Source organism: Methylovirgula ligni (assembly GCF_004135935.1).
Classification (GTDB): domain Bacteria; phylum Pseudomonadota; class Alphaproteobacteria; order Rhizobiales; family Beijerinckiaceae; genus Methylovirgula; species Methylovirgula ligni.
Window position 1 is genome coordinate 572,834 of the sequence record NZ_CP025086.1, and the last position, 16,278, is coordinate 589,111.

At 61.5% G+C, this 16,278-nt stretch carries 16 protein-coding genes; 12 read left to right on the forward strand and 4 right to left on the reverse strand.

Going from position 1 to position 16,278, the window contains the following annotated elements; all coding sequences use genetic code 11:
- Positions 1-63: 63 nt before the first annotated feature.
- The 7 genes from CWB41_RS02675 to CWB41_RS02705 all read left to right on the forward strand — a co-directional run bounded on the left by CWB41_RS02675 (position 64) and on the right by CWB41_RS02705 (position 7,006).
- Positions 64-1,176 (forward strand): YncE family protein, encoded by a 1,113-nt coding sequence (locus CWB41_RS02675; protein WP_207206624.1) that lies wholly within the window; start codon positions 64-66, stop codon positions 1,174-1,176.
- 158 nt (positions 1,177-1,334) lie between these two features.
- Positions 1,335-2,618, forward strand: coding sequence for an iron uptake transporter deferrochelatase/peroxidase subunit (efeB, locus tag CWB41_RS02680; protein ID WP_115836309.1), 1,284 nt, complete (start codon positions 1,335-1,337; stop codon positions 2,616-2,618).
- Positions 2,619-2,840: 222 nt separating this feature from the next.
- The gene (exbB, locus tag CWB41_RS02685) at positions 2,841-3,839 is read left to right on the forward strand and encodes a tonB-system energizer ExbB (RefSeq protein ID WP_115835541.1); all 999 of its coding nucleotides are present in this window, start codon (positions 2,841-2,843) and stop codon (positions 3,837-3,839) included.
- Positions 3,840-3,842: 3 nt separating this feature from the next.
- A complete protein-coding gene (exbD, locus tag CWB41_RS02690) occupies positions 3,843-4,301 on the forward strand; it encodes a TonB system transport protein ExbD (protein ID WP_115835540.1) in 459 nt (152 codons plus the stop codon).
- Positions 4,298-5,140 (forward strand): energy transducer TonB family protein, encoded by an 843-nt coding sequence (locus tag CWB41_RS02695; protein WP_115835539.1) that lies wholly within the window; start codon positions 4,298-4,300, stop codon positions 5,138-5,140. Before exbD ends, CWB41_RS02695 begins: the two co-directional genes overlap by 4 nt.
- A gap of 200 nt (positions 5,141-5,340) precedes the next feature.
- On the forward strand, positions 5,341-6,219 hold the full coding sequence (locus CWB41_RS02700) for a 3-hydroxybutyryl-CoA dehydrogenase (protein WP_115835537.1): 879 nt from the start codon (positions 5,341-5,343) through the stop codon (positions 6,217-6,219).
- A gap of 217 nt (positions 6,220-6,436) precedes the next feature.
- The gene (locus CWB41_RS02705) at positions 6,437-7,006 is read left to right on the forward strand and encodes an HNH endonuclease (protein ID WP_115835536.1); all 570 of its coding nucleotides are present in this window, start codon (positions 6,437-6,439) and stop codon (positions 7,004-7,006) included.
- Between the two features lie 145 nt (positions 7,007-7,151).
- Here the strand turns inward: CWB41_RS02705 and CWB41_RS02710 are convergent, their stop codons facing one another.
- The 3 genes from CWB41_RS02710 to CWB41_RS02720 are packed head-to-tail and all read right to left on the reverse strand — an operon-like array spanning position 7,152 to position 9,999.
- Complete coding sequence (locus CWB41_RS02710) at positions 7,152-7,904, reverse strand: ABC transporter ATP-binding protein (RefSeq protein ID WP_115835535.1); 753 nt, start codon at positions 7,902-7,904, stop codon at positions 7,152-7,154.
- Positions 7,901-8,926: a FecCD family ABC transporter permease gene (locus CWB41_RS02715; RefSeq protein ID WP_245411172.1), complete on the reverse strand. Its 1,026-nt coding sequence runs from the start codon at positions 8,924-8,926 to the stop codon at positions 7,901-7,903. The genes CWB41_RS02710 and CWB41_RS02715 overlap by 4 nt, the downstream gene beginning before the upstream one ends.
- Before the next feature lie 29 nt (positions 8,927-8,955).
- Positions 8,956-9,999, reverse strand: coding sequence for an ABC transporter substrate-binding protein (locus tag CWB41_RS02720; RefSeq protein WP_245411237.1), 1,044 nt, complete (start codon positions 9,997-9,999; stop codon positions 8,956-8,958).
- A 349-nt stretch (positions 10,000-10,348) separates the two neighbouring features.
- On the opposite strand from CWB41_RS02720, the gene CWB41_RS02725 reads away from it, so the two are divergent.
- From CWB41_RS02725 to CWB41_RS02740, 4 genes are all read left to right on the forward strand, one after another.
- Positions 10,349-12,517, forward strand: coding sequence for a TonB-dependent receptor plug domain-containing protein (locus CWB41_RS02725; protein WP_115835533.1), 2,169 nt, complete (start codon positions 10,349-10,351; stop codon positions 12,515-12,517).
- A 61-nt stretch (positions 12,518-12,578) separates the two neighbouring features.
- Positions 12,579-13,088 carry a hypothetical protein gene (locus CWB41_RS02730; protein ID WP_115835532.1) on the forward strand — a complete coding sequence of 170 codons (510 nt, stop codon included), beginning with the start codon at positions 12,579-12,581 and terminating at the stop codon, positions 13,086-13,088.
- 12 nt (positions 13,089-13,100) lie between these two features.
- Complete coding sequence (locus CWB41_RS02735; protein ID WP_115835531.1) at positions 13,101-13,712, forward strand: hypothetical protein; 612 nt, start codon at positions 13,101-13,103, stop codon at positions 13,710-13,712.
- Positions 13,709-14,359, forward strand: coding sequence for a hypothetical protein (locus CWB41_RS02740; RefSeq protein WP_115835530.1), 651 nt, complete (start codon positions 13,709-13,711; stop codon positions 14,357-14,359). Before CWB41_RS02735 ends, CWB41_RS02740 begins: the two co-directional genes overlap by 4 nt.
- Positions 14,360-14,472: 113 nt before the next feature.
- On the opposite strand, the gene CWB41_RS02745 is transcribed toward CWB41_RS02740, so the two are convergent.
- Complete coding sequence (locus CWB41_RS02745; protein WP_115836307.1) at positions 14,473-15,171, reverse strand: glutathione S-transferase C-terminal domain-containing protein; 699 nt, start codon at positions 15,169-15,171, stop codon at positions 14,473-14,475.
- Positions 15,172-15,420: 249 nt separating this feature from the next.
- Here CWB41_RS02745 and CWB41_RS02750 point away from each other — a divergent pair, with 249 nt between their 5' ends.
- The gene (locus CWB41_RS02750; protein WP_115835529.1) at positions 15,421-16,230 is read left to right on the forward strand and encodes a class I SAM-dependent methyltransferase; all 810 of its coding nucleotides are present in this window, start codon (positions 15,421-15,423) and stop codon (positions 16,228-16,230) included.
- The last annotated feature ends 48 nt before the right edge of the window (positions 16,231-16,278 follow it).

Consider the following 16,278-nt stretch of genomic DNA (forward strand, 5'->3'; position numbering starts at 1 on the left):
GGCCGCGACGGCCGACTCACGCGCACAGTTCTTTGCAATGAATATGAGTAAGGACACATTATCATGAGTAAATCCGGCAATTGGATTTCCTTCGCCGCCGTCGCCGCATTGGCATCCGCCCTGACAGCAGCGCCGGCTGCGGCAAAGACAAACTTCCTCGACACGATCAAGAAGAACACGACGCTCGGCTCGACCATTCCGGCCAACGGCGACGTCAATCCTTACGCGATCATCGTCGCCCCCTATTCGACCGGGACGATCAAGAAGGATGATGTGCTGGTCGGTAATTTCAACGACAAGGGCAACCTGCAAGGCGTCGGCACCACCATCGTCGATTACAATCCGGCGACCAGCAAGACGACCCTGTTCGCGTCCGTGCCGAAGACTCTGCCGTCCTGCCCCGGCGGGGTCGGCCTGACGACGGCAATCGCCTTCCTGAAGGCCGGTTATGTCATCATCGGCAGCCTGCCCTCGACCGACGGCACGTTCAAGACCACGGGGCCCGGCTGCCTCATCGTCTTCGACAGCAACGGCAAGTTCATCAAGACTCTGGCTGGCAGCAAGATCGATGGACCCTGGGGCAATACGGCGCTGGTCGACCATGGCAAGACCGCAACCCTGTTCGTCTCGCAGATCGGCGCGGGCAAATTTCCGTCGGTCACGCAATCGGGCAAGCTCGCGTCTGTCCTGCGCCTCGAACTTGCGATCGGCAAGGACGGACCGGCGATCAAGAAAGAGACCGTCATCGGCGACGGCTTCGGCGAACGCGCCGACAAGGATGTGTTCGTGATCGGCCCGACCGGGCTCGCGCTCATCGGCAGCACACTTTACGTCTCCGACGCTGTCGGCAATTCGGTCAATGCCATTCCGCACGCCCTGACCCGCAACGATAGCGCCGGCACCGGGACCCTGATTTCCAAGGACGGCTTGTTCAAGCGCCCGCTCGCGCTCGAAAATGCGCCGAACGGCAACTTGCTCGTGATCAATGGCCTCGACGGCGAGATCATCGAAGTTGACCCGGCGTCGAAGAAGCAGGTCGCCTCGCGCTGGATCAATACCAACAAGGCGCAGACCCCGCCCGGCAGCGGCAATCTCTTCGGCGTCGCGCTGACGCCCGACCACAAGGGGTTCTATTACGTCAACGACGACGTCAATACGCTGGCCGTCGCACGCTAATTTCGAGTGGTTCTAATCTCTTGGTTTGACAGCGGAATTTGATGGCGATCAATGCAAAAATCGTCTACCGCCAGCATCTGAGAGACAGGCAACAAAGGCATTCCGGCGCGCTTAGAGCATGCGCCGGAGCCCAACTCGGTGAGGCGCACGAGCCTGACATGAGCAAATCCGACGACAAGAAGATGCAGAGCTCGCGCAGGAATTTTCTTGTCGGCGCGGGCGGCGTCCTGGCCGCGACCGGTATCGCCGCACAAAGCCCGGCAACCGCATCGCCGGAAGTCGGCATCACGCCGAAACCTTCCACGCTTGAAGCCGATATCGAGCCCTTCTTCGGCACGCATCAGGGCGGCATCGCCACGGCGGCGCAGACGCAGACCTATTTCGCCGTCTTCGATCTGCAGACGGAGAAGGTCGAAGAGGTGAAGGCGCTGCTGCGGCGCTGGACCGACCTCGCCGCGAAGCTTTCGACCGGCGTCATCAACCTCGCGCAATCGCCGGAGATTCTGAAGACCGACAGCGGCGAGGCTTTGGGCCTTGAGCCCAGCCGCCTCACGTTGACCTTCGGTTTCGGCAAGGGCCTTTTCGAGAAGGGCGGCAAGGATCGTTACGGCCTCAAAGCCAAGATGCCGGAAGCGCTGATCGATCTGCCCTATTTCAATGGCGATCAATTGATCGACGGTCACAGCGGCGGCGATCTTTCGATCCAGGCCTGCGCCAACAATCCGCAAGTCGCGTTCCACGCCGTGCGCCAGTTGGTGAACCAGGCGCATGGCGTCGCCTCAATCCGTTGGGCGCAGAGCGGATTTTCCGCCCAATATGGGGAGAAAGCGCCGCGCAACCTGATGGGCTTCAAGGACGGGACGATCAATCCGGGGACGCCGCTCGATTACGATCGCTTCGTCTGGGTGGGCAACGAGGGACCGGCGTGGATGAACGGCGGCAGCTATGTCGTCGCCCGGGTCGTCCGCATCGCGCTTGAGCATTGGGACCGGATGGACATCGACTATCAGGAACAGACCGTCGGCCGGCGCAAGTTCTCCGGCGCGCCGCTCAGCGGCAAGAAGGAATCCGACCCGCTTGACCTTGATGCCGTCGACAAGGACGGCAATCCTCTCATCCCGGCGATGGCCCATGCGCGGATCGCTTCCGCGGCGATGAACGACGGCACACAGATCCTGCGGCGCGGCTATTCCTATAACAACGGCGCGACCTTCACCGCCGAGCGCTGGCCGCCCTGGCATCAGGGGATCGAATATGATGCCGGCAGCCTTTTCATCTGCTATCAGCGCGACCCGCGCACCGGCTTTGTCAAACTGTTCGACAAGCTCTCCAAGCTCGACGCGATGAACCAGTTCACCACCCATATCGGCAGCGGCCTGTTCGCCTGCCCCCCTGGCGTGACGGCTGGCGGTTTTATCGGCGACAGACTGTTCGAGAGCTGAACGAGGCGTAAGGGATTTTTTCCCAGATGGCGGTTCATATTTTCTCGATAGGATCGAGAAGACTTGCCAATAATCTCGCTGTAAAAGAACGGCGCGCTCGGGAAAGGACCGAGAAGTCATTCAATTGCGCGAATATTTCCTACCGCCAATTGACCATGGGCGCACTGCCACGCAAGCTGGCCGCACTTACGGGCGGGAAGGCAAAGAACAGGGATAGAATTCATGCTGTTGTTTGATACGCGTCGCGTAAAGGCCCGGTTCGGCACTTTCGTCCCTTCCGCAGTCCTCCTCGCCCTGATCGCCATTCCGACATTCGGCGCCGCGCAGACCGCCGGCCCGTCGCCAGCTCCAGTCACCGCGCCAGCGCCTGCTGTCCCCGCGCCCGCAATCTCCGCACCAGCAACTCCCGCAGTTGCGAGCCCCGCACCCGTCGCAGGCGCGCCGAAACCCGCAGCGGAGGATGTACCCACCTTGCAACCCGCGCCGGGATCGATCTCGGCCAGCCTGTTGCCGCAGAATCTTTCGCCTTGGGGCATGTTCCTCAACGCCGACATCATCGTGAAAGTGGTGATGGTCGGCTTGGCTCTGGCCTCGCTGCTGACCTGGACGGTTTACATCGCCAAGAGCATCGAACTCTTTGCCGCGAAGCAAAAGGCGCAAAACCAGCTCGCCATCCTCGCGCACGCCGCGACGCTCGATGCCGCCCGCGCCGAACTCGAGGGCGCAAAAGGCCCGGTGGTGCGCATGGTCGATGCCGGGGCCGCCGAGGTCGACCGCTCTGCCGATCTCAACACCGACGGCATCAAGGAACGCGCCGCGGCGCTCATCGCGCGGATCGAGGCCCGCGCCGGCCGGGTGATCAATCGCGGCACCGGCATTCTCGGCACGATCGGCGCGACCGCGCCTTTCATCGGTCTCTTCGGCACCGTCTGGGGCATCATGAACAGCTTCATCGGCATTTCGAAGACGCACACGACCAATCTCGCCGTCGTCGCGCCGGGCATTGCCGAGGCGTTGCTCGCGACCGCCTTCGGCCTCGTCGCCGCCATTCCGGCGGTGATCATCTACAACGTCTTCGCGCGCAGCATTTCCGGCTATCGCGCCATTCTCGCCGACGCCGCGGCGGAAATCCTGCGCCATGTCTCACGCGATCTCGACCGCGGCACCTCCGCGACGGCCGATAACTGGCACGTCGTCGGCATGCGCCGCCCGGCGGAGTGAGTCATGGCCGTCAAGCTCTCGACGAGCGACGACACGCTCGATGAAACCCACGAGATAAACGTCACGCCGTTCATCGACGTGATGCTCGTGCTGCTCATCATCTTCATGGTGGCGGCGCCGCTCTCGACGGTCGATATCAATGTCGATCTGCCGGCCTCGACGGCGCAGGCCTCGCAGCGGCCGGACAAGCCGATTTTCGTCTCGATCAAGCCCGACCTGACGCTGGCGATCGGCGATTCGCAGGTCGCGCGCGACTCGCTCGGCGCCGCGATCGATGCGGCCTCGGGCGGCGACAAGCAGCAGCGTGTCTTTCTGCGCGGCGACAAATCCATCTCTTACGGCAGCGTCATGGACATCATGAACTTGCTACGCAAGGCGGGCTATCTGAAGATTGCCCTTGTCGGTCTCGACGCCTCGCAGGCGCCGCCGGAAAAAGCGCCGGGGCCCGCCGCAGCGCCATGAGCGACGCCGCAAGAGCACTGCCGGCGAGCTTCGCCGAAACCATATTGCCGCCGCAGGAGCACCTCGGCTGGCGACGCTGGGGCCTTGCGGCGTTCATTGTCGTCGCCGTCCATCTGGCGTTTCTGGCGGGCTACATTCTGACGCCGCATGACGACCGGCCACCGGGCGCGCCGCCGGATACCGTGATGATCGATCTCGCGCCCATCGCCGTCGCGCCGCCGCCGCAAGACGAGGTCGATACGCCGCCGCAGCCGGACCAGGTGCAGCCCGACCAACCGCCGCCGGTAACCCCGAATATCCCGCCGCCGCCCGACCAGCCGCCGCCGACGGACACGACCGCACCGCCCGATCCCGACGTCCTGCCAGCGGAGCAGGCGGAAGTCGTCATGTCCGCGCCGCCGCCACCGCCGCCGAAACCGGTGATCGAGAAGAAGGTCGAAAAGCCGAAGCCGACCAAGCATTTGCCGAAGCCGCAGCGGCGGATCAAATCGACGCGCACCGACCTGCCGCATTCGGCGCAGCAGGCGGCGCCGATGGCCGGCCTCCGTGGTGCCGCCGTCGCCGACTGGAAGAGCGAAATCGTCATGCGCATCATGGCCGAGAAGGAATATCCGGAGGAGGCGCGGTCGCAGGGCGTCGGCGGCACGGCGCTCGTCGCGTTTTCGGTCGGCCCCAGCGGCAGCATCCGCGGCGTGCGTCTGGCGCGAAGCTCGGGCTCCGCGATCCTCGATCGGGCGGCGGTCGAGACGGTGCGCCGGGCCAATCCGGTGCCCCCGGCGCCCCCCGGCGTCAACGGCGGCGCGTTCACCGTGCCGCTGCATTTCAGCGTCGGCCGCTGATACGCGCTCACCCGTCGGACGCACTCATCCGGCGGGAGAACCACGATGCCGTCACACGGTCTTTGACGAGGCATGGTGAACTGGCGTAAGTCCTCGCCGGGTCGCCTGCGCCCTCCTGCGCCCGTTTTGCTGGCGCGACATTCGCTAAGCGGTCCTCGACCCGGCTGATCCCCTGCCGTTTCTCTTTCGGAATGAGACCCATGGCTGACATCAATAAAATCGGAATTATCGGCGCCGGGCAGATGGGTGCCGGCATTGCGCAGGTCTGCGCCGTCGCAGGTTTCGACGTCATACTGAACGACGTTTCCGATGAGCGGGTCGATCACGGTCTGGCGACGATCAGCGGCAACCTCACCCGCCTCGTCGAACGCAAGCAGATCGACGAGGCCGCCGTGCAGACGGCGCTCACCCATGTTTCCCGTGCGACCGATTACAACGCTCTTGCGGATTGTGATCTGGTGGTCGAGGCGGCGACCGAAAACGAGACGATCAAGCACGCGATCTTTCAGAAGGTCGGCCAGAACCTGAAGCCCGGCGCCATCCTCGCGACCAATACGTCGTCGATTTCGATCACCCGCCTTGCGGCCGCGACCGACCGGCCGGAACATTTCATCGGCATACATTTCATGAATCCGGTGCCGCGCATGCAGCTTGTCGAATTGATTCGCGGCATCGCCACGGACGAGGTCACCTTCACCGCCGCCAAGCAGTTGATCGCCAAGCTCGGCAAGACCGCGATCGTCTCGGAAGATTTCCCCGGCTTTATCGTCAACAGAATTCTGCTGCCGATGATCAACGAGGCGATCTATACGCTCTACGAGGGCGTCGGCTCGGTCGACTCCATCGATACCGCTCTGCGGCTCGGCGCCAATCACCCTATGGGGCCGCTGCAGCTCGCCGACTTCATCGGCCTCGACACCGTGCTGTCCATCATGCAGGTTTTGCACGAGGGGCTGGCCGATTCGAAATATCGCCCCTGCCCGCTACTGGTGAAATATGTGGAAGCTGGCTGGCTCGGCCGCAAAACCCAGCGCGGCTTTTACGATTATCGCAGCGGTACGCCGGTGCCGACCCGCTAGCCAGGCGCTCGCGTTTTCGTATTCATAGGCCCGTCATGCCGGCATGACAGAGAGGATTCGGGCGATTTGCCATAAAGCGTGAGGTGTTTTAGAGAGGGTCCGGCGGTTTGCGGCGTGTGCCGCCGCCAGGAAAGGGATGTGAGGGGTCGATAGGGTTACAAGCCGGTCGCGCTGAATAGATCTGGTCGTTGCGCCGCCGGCGAAAGAGGTGCCAGGTTTGACGATTCACTGCCAACCCACGGTCTCGCCGGAAGGTTGTCCGGCCCTTGTGCTCAACGCCGATTTCCGGCCTCTGAGCTATTATCCTTTGTCTCTCTGGTCATGGCAGGATGCGATCAAGGCGGTGTTCCTCGATCGCGTCAACATCGTCTCCCAATATGAGAAGACGGTCCGCAGTCCCAGTTTCGAGATGCGGCTGCCGTCGGTGGTTTCACTCAAGACCTATATCAAGCCCTCGCGCCACCCCGCCTTCACACGGTTCAATGTTTTCCTGCGCGACCGCTTCTCCTGCCAATATTGCGGCACGCGCGAGGAATTGACGTTCGACCATGTCGTCCCGCGCTCGAAGGGCGGCATCACGAGCTGGGAAAACGTCGTCGCCGCCTGTTCCGTCTGCAATCTGCAAAAAGGCGACCGGCTGACGAGCGAGGCGCATATGTGGCCGGCGCGGCACCCCTATCAGCCGACGGTCGCCGATCTCCACCAGAACGGCCGGCTGTTTCCCCCCAACTATCTGCACGAAAGCTGGATGGATTATCTCTACTGGGATTCGGAACTGGAGCCCTAGAGCGTCCGGCCGGAAAGCGCGTGTGTGGTTCACCCCAATTCATTGTGAAAAGTTCCGCTTCGGCGGAAAGACACGCCACCGCGTCAAGCGATGGCGTGTCTGTCGAGTCCAGTCGACTCTGCTCCTGCGGGATCGCGTTCAGCGTCTAGCGATCGATCCTATAGAGCGGTATAGCCGCCTCAAATATTCTGTCGTGATCCGTCACGGCCAGACGCTTGACCGGAACGCCGTAAAGCTTCGAGAGATTCGCTTCGCTCAGCGTTTCCTGGACCGGTCCGAATGTATGAAAACCATCGCCAAGAAAAAGAAGTGCTTTATCGGCGACGCTCAACGCATGATCGGGCTGATGCGTCGTGAACAGAACGGTGAGACCCCGCTCGGCAGCCAAGCGGCTGAGCAGCTTCAGCATGAGCCCGGCGTTCGCAAGGTCGAGCGCCGAAGCCGGCTCGTCGAGCACGAGAGCGACACAATCCGTCGCCAGAGCGCGCGCAAGCAAGACCAACTGGCGCTGGCCGCCGCTTAATTGGTCATAGCGCGCGTGCGCAAGCCCCGCCAGACCGACATCGTCCAGACAGGCAAGCGCGCGCTCCATATCGGAATGCCCCGGCGCGCCAAAACGGCCGAGATAGCGGCTGCGCCCCAGCAGCACCATGTCGAGGGCGCTATAGGCGTGCTCGGCGTAAAGCGCCTGTGGAACATAGCCAATGACGCCGCTGCGGACGAAATGCCCCTCTTTCGGGTGGATGACACCGCAGAGGCTGCGCAAGAAGGTCGTCTTGCCGCTGCCGTTCACGCCGAGGAGCGCTGTGATCGTCCCAGGCGCAAAGCTGAGCGAGACATGGCGGAAGAGCCATTGGCCGGGCCGGTACCAGAAGCCGATGTCATGTGCTTCCATCATCTGCCGCCCGCAATGACGCTGCGAAGCAGATAGGCAAAGATCGGCGTTCCGACGATGGCAGTGATAATGCCAACCGGAATTTCCGCGGGCGTCAATGTCCGCGCCAGCGTGTCGGCAACGATCATGAAGGCCGCGCCCATCACGGTCGCAAAGGGCAGCATCCGGCGATGATCGGCACCGATGACGAAGCGGGCGAGATTGGGAACGACGAGACCGATCCAGCCGATCGAACCGCTGACCGCAACCTGCGCCGAGACAATGAGGCAAATGGCGGCGAGAAGGATGAGCCGATCCTTCGCCGGGTCGAGACCCAGCAGCCGCGCTTCCTCATCGCCGAGCGAGAGGACGTTCACGCGCCAACGCATGCCGAGCAGGATTGCGCCGCCGATGAGACAAAAGGCTCCGACCAGAATGACGCGATGCCAGTCGGCAGCAGCAAAGCTGCCGAGCAGCCAGAAGACCATTCCGGGCAATTGCGTATCCGGATCAGCCACAAAGGTTGCGAGCCCGACGATGGCCGAGCAAAAGGCGCCGACGACCACACCGGCGAGAACGAGAGTCAGCAGCGGCGACTGACCATCACTGCGCTGCAGGGCGACCACGGCCGCCAGCGCCGCCGCTGCTCCGACAAAGGCGCAGATCTGGACCGCCGGGCCGAAACCAAAAAAGAGGATCGCCGCAACACCGCCGAGCGCGGCGCCCGACGATGCCCCAATGGTCTGGGGTCCTACGAGCGGATTGCGAAATATGCCTTGCAGGACTCCGCCACAGAGCGCGAGACCGGCGCCGACGAAGGCCGCAGTGATGAGCCGCGGCAGACGCACCGAATCGACGACGATCTCCTCGTCCGCCGTCCAGCCATGCGTACCGGCGTGGAGATGCGAAAGCAGAATATCGATCACATGGCCGGGCGGTACCGCATAGCGGCCCGACGCCAGCGAAATAAGAACAATGCCGCAGAGCGTTGCGATCAGCACAAGCCACGCGACGATATTCCTCCTGAGGTGAGGTTGCTCAGGCATGGCCGTCCGCGCCATGGCGTTCCCGACACTCATGGTGTAGTCAGCCGCGCGTAATCCGTCGACGTTCCGTTCTGCTTGACGAAAAGGATGCGGTCGAGGTCGGCGTCGGTGACCGTGCGATTGTAAAGAAACCGATACCAGTCGCGCACATCCTTGCGCAGATCGTATTTGATCCGGTCAGGATGCAGGAGAAGCGCGAGCCAAGTCCAGGCAAGCGCCGATTCCTCGCTCGGCGGATCCCAGCGATAGCCGCCGAGCGGCACGCGATAGACGCGATGCGCCTTGACGGCGGCGACATCTTGCCAGCGGGGATCGTTGTAAATGTCCTGCGGCATCGTCTTGTCGAAATTGCCGAGCAGGATGACCTGCGGATTCCACGCCAGCACTTGCTCGAATGTCACCGCCTGCGAGACGCCGGGCAGGGAATGCGCAACGTCTTCGCCGCCCGCGAGGCGGATGAGAAAATCGCTATAGGCGCCCGCGCCATTGACGCCGAGCGAATCCGAAAAGCGATGAAGATAGAGCACGCGGGGTCGCTCGCCATCCGGCAAGCCCTTGAGCGCATCGGCGATCTCCTTCGCACGTTGCTTTTGTTTGTCGACGATCGCTTGGGCCCGCGCGGACGCGCCGGCGACTTGCCCCATCAGCAAGGTCGCTTCAAGCAAATCATCCTGGCCGCCATTGCGGATGCCGAAGACCGTGAGACCCGCGTTCTCAAGCGGTGCGAACACGCCACTGCCGGGATTCGTCCATTGGAAGACAGCATCTGGATGCAGCGCGAGGATCGATTCGACATTGGGCGCAAAACCGTCTCCGCGCACGATGTCGGTCGAGACGGTATCGAGCACGGGAAAGAACTTGGTGAGCGCGCCCTCGCGCGCCGCGATCTTTGATGACGGGTTCATGCCGACGATGTGCTGCGCCGAACCATCGACGGCGACATACATCGCCGGCCCCGGCATCGGCAGAAAAACCATCCGCTGCGCCGGTGCCTTGAGTGTCGCGTGATGCCCGCGCTGATCCACGATCTCCGCGCCGTTCGCCGTAAGCGCACCCGCCCCCACGCCAAACATAAAAGCCAAGCTCAGAACGCGGAGAACTCCACGACCGCGCCGCAACCTATTCCAGAGCATTCGAATCCCTCGTTTCGCGCATCAATTCACGCAGGGCACTTAAATAGAACTATTATAATTCAAAAGTAATTCTTGGAAAAATTACTTGCTTTCATGAGTTACATGGGATGTATCAGCACAGTTCAGAATGCATTTCTACTAAAACCCCTAATTTATAATTGTTACAAACAAGATCTAGTCGCACAATATTGTGACTAAACGTGCCGAAGGGGGCTTGGTAGTGCGTTCATCTCTAAAGTATTCGCGGTCGCGTTGCATAGCGCGCGCGAGGCTCAACCGCTGGCATATTATGGGTATCGTGATGGCGACGACGGCGCTGACGCCGCTGAACGCTGCGCGAAGCCAGGAGGCAGGCACTTCTCGCCCGCAGACCCTGCCGCAAGTCGAGGTCACGACGCAGGGTGGTCCGCCATCCAAGGCACATCCCATCGTTGGCCCCATTGGCGGAAATCTGCCGAAGCCGAAAAGCCTTAGACAGGTGACACAGAACGTCTCCGTGGTTGATCGTCAGCAGCTCGAGTTGACCAATCCCCCGACGCTTCTGGACGCTTTGGGACAGGTCCCCGGCGTCGAAATTTCGCGGACGGGCGGCCTCGGCGGCCAGATTTATCTGCGCGGCTTCAGCACCAATAATTGGCGCGTGCCGCTCTTCGTTGACGGTGATCGGCTGCAAGGGCGCAACACGCTCCAGCTTGCCTATTTCCAGCCCGATGAGATCGAGCAGATCGACGTGATCCGCGGGCCGGCCTCGGTCCTCTATGGCAGCGACGCGATGGGCGGCCTTATCAACGTCATCATGCGCCATCCGACAGCCGATCCAGACGGGCCGTTCAGATTCGCCGGCGGCGGCGTTTCATTCGGCTTTGGTTCGAACGGCACTGCGCTCAGCAATTATCAATGGGTCGAGGCCGCGGGCCTCGGATTTAACATCCGCTCAAGCATCGGCGAGCAGAAGTCCAATTCTTATGAAACTCCCAACGGTCTCGCCAGGAACAGCGACTACCGCGACCTCGATGCCGGACTGACGATCGAATACACGCCCGTCGCAAACCAGCATTTGAGCGGCACGTTCCACGAGAGCATCGAAACCGATGGCCGCGCCGGCGGCGTCGGCGGCGCGCCCGGCTATCCCTATCTACAAGTGAGGCAAAGCCCGAATGATCTCATGATGGGCCGTGTCGATTATTCCGGCGATTTCGCTGAAGGGCCGTTCTCGCACATCGAAGCATCCGGATATATCGATTATTTCGACACCCATGTGCTGACGCTCAACACCAGCAGCGCGACCAAGATCGTCAACTCGAACAGCCATGTGATCGGTCCGGAGACCGTCGGCGGCCGCGTCCTCGGCGTCGTGGTGCCGTTGAGCGGGCCGGGCTGGGGCCGTCTCGATCTCAAGGTCGGCGCCGATTCGTTCCGCGAATATCGGCCGGGAAGCACTTTATATTCGGCCACCGAAACCCTGGCGACCGGCGCGATAAAAATTTCGCCCGAAGCGCAGAACGTCCCCAATTCGCAGCAGTTGAATGTCGGCGTCTTCGGCCTCGCCGAATGGACGCCGATCGCGCCGTTGACATTCTCGGCGGGTCAGCGCGTCGATTATTTCGACACGTCGTCGGCCACGAGCCCGCTTGCCTCCCCGGCGCTGTTGCCGGCCTATGAGTCCGCAAACAATTCCCGCGTCGCGCCGACCGAAAGCATCGGCGCGGTCGTCCGCCTTCTGCCGGTGTTCGATCTCATCGGCGACATCCAGACATCGTTCCACGAACCGACGGATACGGAGCTTTTCAGCTCCACCGCTTCGACCATCCCGAACCCCTATCTGAAGCCGGAGACGGGCCTGACTTACGAAGGCGGATTCCGGTTCCACACCGGTGACGCGACGCTGACCGCGACGGCCTATCACAGCGTCTATCAGAACCTCATACTCACCGTGCCAGTCACCTACGACGGGCTCAATACCTACACGCAGCAGCAGAACGCCGGCGACGCGCAAATCGACGGTATCGAGATCGAGGAACGTTGGCAGGCAACGCCGTCGATCAATCTTTTCGCCAATATCACCGCCATACGCGGGACCAACACAACAACCGGCGTGCCGCTGCCCTATATCTCGCCGCTACGCGGCCGGACGGGGATCCAGTATGCGCCGCCGGATTCGGGCTATTCGGTCGAAGGCGTCGTGAATTGGGCGGCGGCGAAAACCCGGATCGACCCAAGCCAGGAGCTGTCGACATCGGGCTATGCGGTCGCGAACCTCTATGCAACGCTGCAACTCGGTAAGCTGGTGTCGCCGGCCCTCGGGGACACAAGGCTTTCGCTCGGCGTCGAGAATATTTTCGATACGGCCTACGCCGACGCCGCGACCTTCGCAAATGTCGCCTATGACAGAAGCGTGACCAATCCGCTGCTTGAACCGGGACGCAATTTCACCGTTAAGGTCACGCACACATTCTGATGGATTGCGTGGCGGCCGGGAACACCGTTCGCCACGCTTTTCTGCGACCAAGGACAAATGCATGTCGTCGCCAACCCTCACTATCGCCGGCGAGGAAGAGCCGATCATCATCGGCTATGAAGCCGTCGCGGCCTATCACGGCCAAAGCGCACTGGCGATGCTCGCCATCACCTTTCAGGCATTGCGTGCGATTCTGCCCGTCCTGTCACCGGATGGACCGCCCCCGCGCGCGGCTTTATCCATCACCAGCGGCCACCCGGGCCCGGGCGTGAGAGATGCCTTCGAATTCGTGACGCGCGCCGTGACACGAAACGCCTATGTCGTCGATCGATCTCTGCCCGACGCCCGGCTGAACCCGCAGGCTGACATCTCCTACAGTTTTGTGGTCTCGCTCGGTGAGCGAAGAGTCCGCGCTAGCCTGAAAGAGGACGTGCTGCCGCAACGCTTCTTCGAGCTACTCGCGATCAAAGAGAAAACGGATGCGGAGCGCGCCGAGTTCAGCCAACTCAAGCGTGCCATCGCGGCTCGCGTGCTTGCCCAGGAGCCTGTAAGCCTCTTCGTGTTGAGTTGAACGGAAGCTCGCATGGCACAACTTCTCTATCTCTCGTCAGGTGCGCAGGAGACGATCGAAAAGATACAATGCTGGTCCACGCCAGACGCGCCGATTACGATCGGTAATATTTATAGCGACCTGTTTAAGTCCCTCGATGCCTATGACGCAATCCTGATCGGCATGCACGCCGATCAGCGCCGGCTCGCAGCGCACACCGGCGAACTCGCGGCCTATCTCGAACGCGGCGGCACGATTGTCGCCAATGGCCATGTCGCCTACCCCTATCTGCCGCAGATTGCGCCGTTTCAGCCGATCCCCGATTACCGTCGCGACGATCTCATCGTTTACCGAGACTCTCTGCATCCCGTGTGGGACGGCGTAGCGACGGAAGACCTTTCACAGCGGCGTGGCGTCGCCGGATTTTATGCGCGCGGCTGGCATGCCCCGCCACCTAGCGCGCAGGTAATTCATTCGATCGGGGACGCACGGCGGCCGGTCGATTTCATGTACCGGGTCGGTAGCGGACGCGTATTGTTCCATGGCGGCAACGAATTGTGGGCCTTCGACGACGGCACCAGCACGGCAGGGCGGCTCGCCCCGCAATTGTTCGCATGGCTCTCGGCAGGGAAGCGCAATTCATGACTCTTGCCGTACTCGACGGGGGCACTTTCTACCATCACGAGTCGATCCACGGCGCGCGCTATCGCGACCGCTTCGATCGTGTGATCTACGCGCCCGAGTTGCGCGCCGGCGATCTCGACAATGTTGCAACGCTCATCGTGCCGGACCGAATCGACCCGGTGCTATTGCGCGCGCATAGGCCCGTGCTGCTCGATTTTCTCGACCGCAAACGCACGCTCATCGTTCTGGGGCAAACCGAAGCCTATACGTGGGCGCCCGGTGTGCGCTGGCTGCCACGGCCGATAAATTACTGGTGGTGGCTTGAGAAAGACGCCGTACCGGTGCAGCAACTCGCGAGCCCCGATCACGAACTCTTTCATTACATGCCATTCGAGGACGCTATCTGGCATTTTCACGGCATTCTTCTGCCGCCGCCGGGGGCAGAAGCCCTGGTCACGGTTCCGGGCGATCCGCAGCTTGGCGATCCTCCGGGCGCACTCCTTTACGAAGATCGCGTCTCGACGCCGGGACGCCTGCTCGTTTCGACACTCGACCCCTTTTATCACAACGGCAGCCATTTCATGGCTGCCGCTACCCGTTTCCTTAAGGGGCTACTCGATTGGGCTAATGCGACCGCCGCTGCTACGTATCAGAAACCTATCTTGTAGGTGAGACCATGGTGGACACGAAGCAAATTGCCCCTATGCCCGCCTTTTGAGGTGAGCCACAGCGTATGCAGCCAGCCTGCATTTCGAATGCACCCCGTGAACCGCGTTGCGACTCAGAGTCCGCGTTTCACGGCCTCGTGGATCGCCTCGCAATGGCGCACCAAAGCCGGGTGCCCGGAAACAAACTCTTTCAAGGGCGTGTCGATATCGTAGAAATGGATATTGGCGACGAAGCCATAAATTGCGGCGTCTACACTGGTTGGCTTAGCCCCATGCACATAGTCGTTGGGCGCGATTAAATCGGCCAGCACATGGAGATCGGCGAGACCGCGCGCATAGGCGGCATCCGGCTCATATCGGCCTATGCCCTGGAAATAGTACCTCTTCAAATTGAACTCACGCGCCTGAACGATGTCATCGTCAGTCAGGTGTGGATGTTCGCGCATAAGCGCCGCGCTGAACGCTGGCCAGTAGCGTTCGTCTTTCCAGCGCGAATAAGACATCACCCAATAGAGATCGTCCAACAGACGAACGACAAGCAGATTCAAGTCCCGTTGACGGGCATCGAGCGCCGCATCGATCATCAGGCGATATTTGGAAATAAGATGAGCGATAATGGTATTGCTGTCGCCGATGGTTTCGCCGTCATCGACGATGTAAGGCAATTGCCCGCGTGGAGCATGCGATGCGTCGAAAACGTGCTCGTGCCTGAAGGGCAAACCCACAAGCCGCAAGAAGGCAAAGACCTTCAACCCGTATCCATTGTTGTCGGCGACGCCGAACAATGTTGGATAGGAATAAAGAACGATCAAGATGCGGTGTCCCCCGTCAGCGCCGCGTGCAGTGTAAGGCGCCATAGCGCCCATGTCAGCGAGTGGATACGAATATCGTCGTGTCTCTGCCCGGAAAGGTGACGATATTCTTTCCGCGGCCGTCGCCTGAGAAATAAAGCGCGATCTTTGCAGACCTTCTTCACAGATTCGCAATTTGCATTATTCTACAAATTTAGTGGAATACGGAGCCGTCACCTTTCGTCTCAGTGTTCAGGCTGGAGAGATAAATTGCGCCTTACGCCTTTCGCGATCACCTTCGTTCTTTCTCTCGCGCCCGTCATCGCACAAGCTGACTCTGTCGGCGCGGCGACAGCGGAGAACGCAATCAAAACGGCGGTCGCAAGCCCGCAGCGCAGCCCGAAAAACATCGCGCGCGATATCTATCGGCACCCCGTCGAGACGCTGACGTTTTTCGGCGTGAAGCCTGACCAGACAGTGGCGGAGATTTGGCCGGGCGGCGGCTGGTACGCCGAGATTTTGGCCCCGCTGCTCCGGGATCACGGCAAATATATCGCGGCCGTGCCCCCCGGAAAGGGTCACGATGCGATCGTCGCTCTCTTCGCCAAGGATTCCCCACGCTTTGGCAAAGCCATCCTCACGACGCTGCAAGTTGGCAAAGTCTCGGACATCGCGCCGCCGGGAAGCGCGGATGTCGTTCTGACGTTCCGCAACGTCCATAATTTTCTGAAGGCCGGAGACGCCGCATCGGCGCAATTTTTCGCGGATGCCTACCGGGCGCTGAAGCCCGGTGGCGTGCTGGGCGTGGAAGATCATCGCCTGCCGGAGGATGCCGCTGGCGGCCTCGAAATCAGCAGCGGCTACATCAAGCGGTCGACTATTATCCGGCTGGCTACGGCTGCGGGGTTCAAGTTCGACGGCGAGAGCCCGGTCAACGCCAATCCGAAAGACGACCACAATCATCCGAAAGGCGTTTGGACATTGCCGCCCACCTATGCGTTGGGCAGCGTCGACCACGCGCAATATGAAGCGATCGGCGAATCCGACAGGCTCACGCTGCGGTTTGTCAAACCGCGGTGAGGGCACGACCGGAGCGTAACCCCGGCCGAAGTGCATCCCGCCTCGCGG

Bases quoted from the DNA above. Each gene is read 5' to 3' on its own strand.
- CWB41_RS02720 (WP_245411237.1), bottom strand. From the start codon at position 9,999: ATGTTTGGCGTGGGGGCGGGTGCGCTTACGGCGAACGGCGCGGAGATC.
- CWB41_RS02715 (WP_245411172.1), bottom strand. From the start codon at position 8,926: ATGCCTGAGCAACCTCACCTCAGGAGGAATATCGTCGCGTGGCTTGTG.
- CWB41_RS02740 (WP_115835530.1), top strand. From the start codon at position 13,709: ATGACTCTTGCCGTACTCGACGGGGGCACTTTCTACCATCACGAGTCG.
- CWB41_RS02675 (WP_207206624.1), top strand. From the start codon at position 64: ATGAGTAAATCCGGCAATTGGATTTCCTTCGCCGCCGTCGCCGCATTG.
- CWB41_RS02710 (WP_115835535.1), bottom strand. From the start codon at position 7,904: ATGATGGAAGCACATGACATCGGCTTCTGGTACCGGCCCGGCCAATGG.
- CWB41_RS02730 (WP_115835532.1), top strand. From the start codon at position 12,579: ATGTCGTCGCCAACCCTCACTATCGCCGGCGAGGAAGAGCCGATCATC.
- efeB (WP_115836309.1), top strand. From the start codon at position 1,335: ATGAGCAAATCCGACGACAAGAAGATGCAGAGCTCGCGCAGGAATTTT.
- CWB41_RS02700 (WP_115835537.1), top strand. From the start codon at position 5,341: ATGGCTGACATCAATAAAATCGGAATTATCGGCGCCGGGCAGATGGGT.
- exbD (WP_115835540.1), top strand. From the start codon at position 3,843: ATGGCCGTCAAGCTCTCGACGAGCGACGACACGCTCGATGAAACCCAC.
- CWB41_RS02735 (WP_115835531.1), top strand. From the start codon at position 13,101: ATGGCACAACTTCTCTATCTCTCGTCAGGTGCGCAGGAGACGATCGAA.
- CWB41_RS02725 (WP_115835533.1), top strand. From the start codon at position 10,349: ATGGGTATCGTGATGGCGACGACGGCGCTGACGCCGCTGAACGCTGCG.
- exbB (WP_115835541.1), top strand. From the start codon at position 2,841: ATGCTGTTGTTTGATACGCGTCGCGTAAAGGCCCGGTTCGGCACTTTC.
- CWB41_RS02695 (WP_115835539.1), top strand. From the start codon at position 4,298: ATGAGCGACGCCGCAAGAGCACTGCCGGCGAGCTTCGCCGAAACCATA.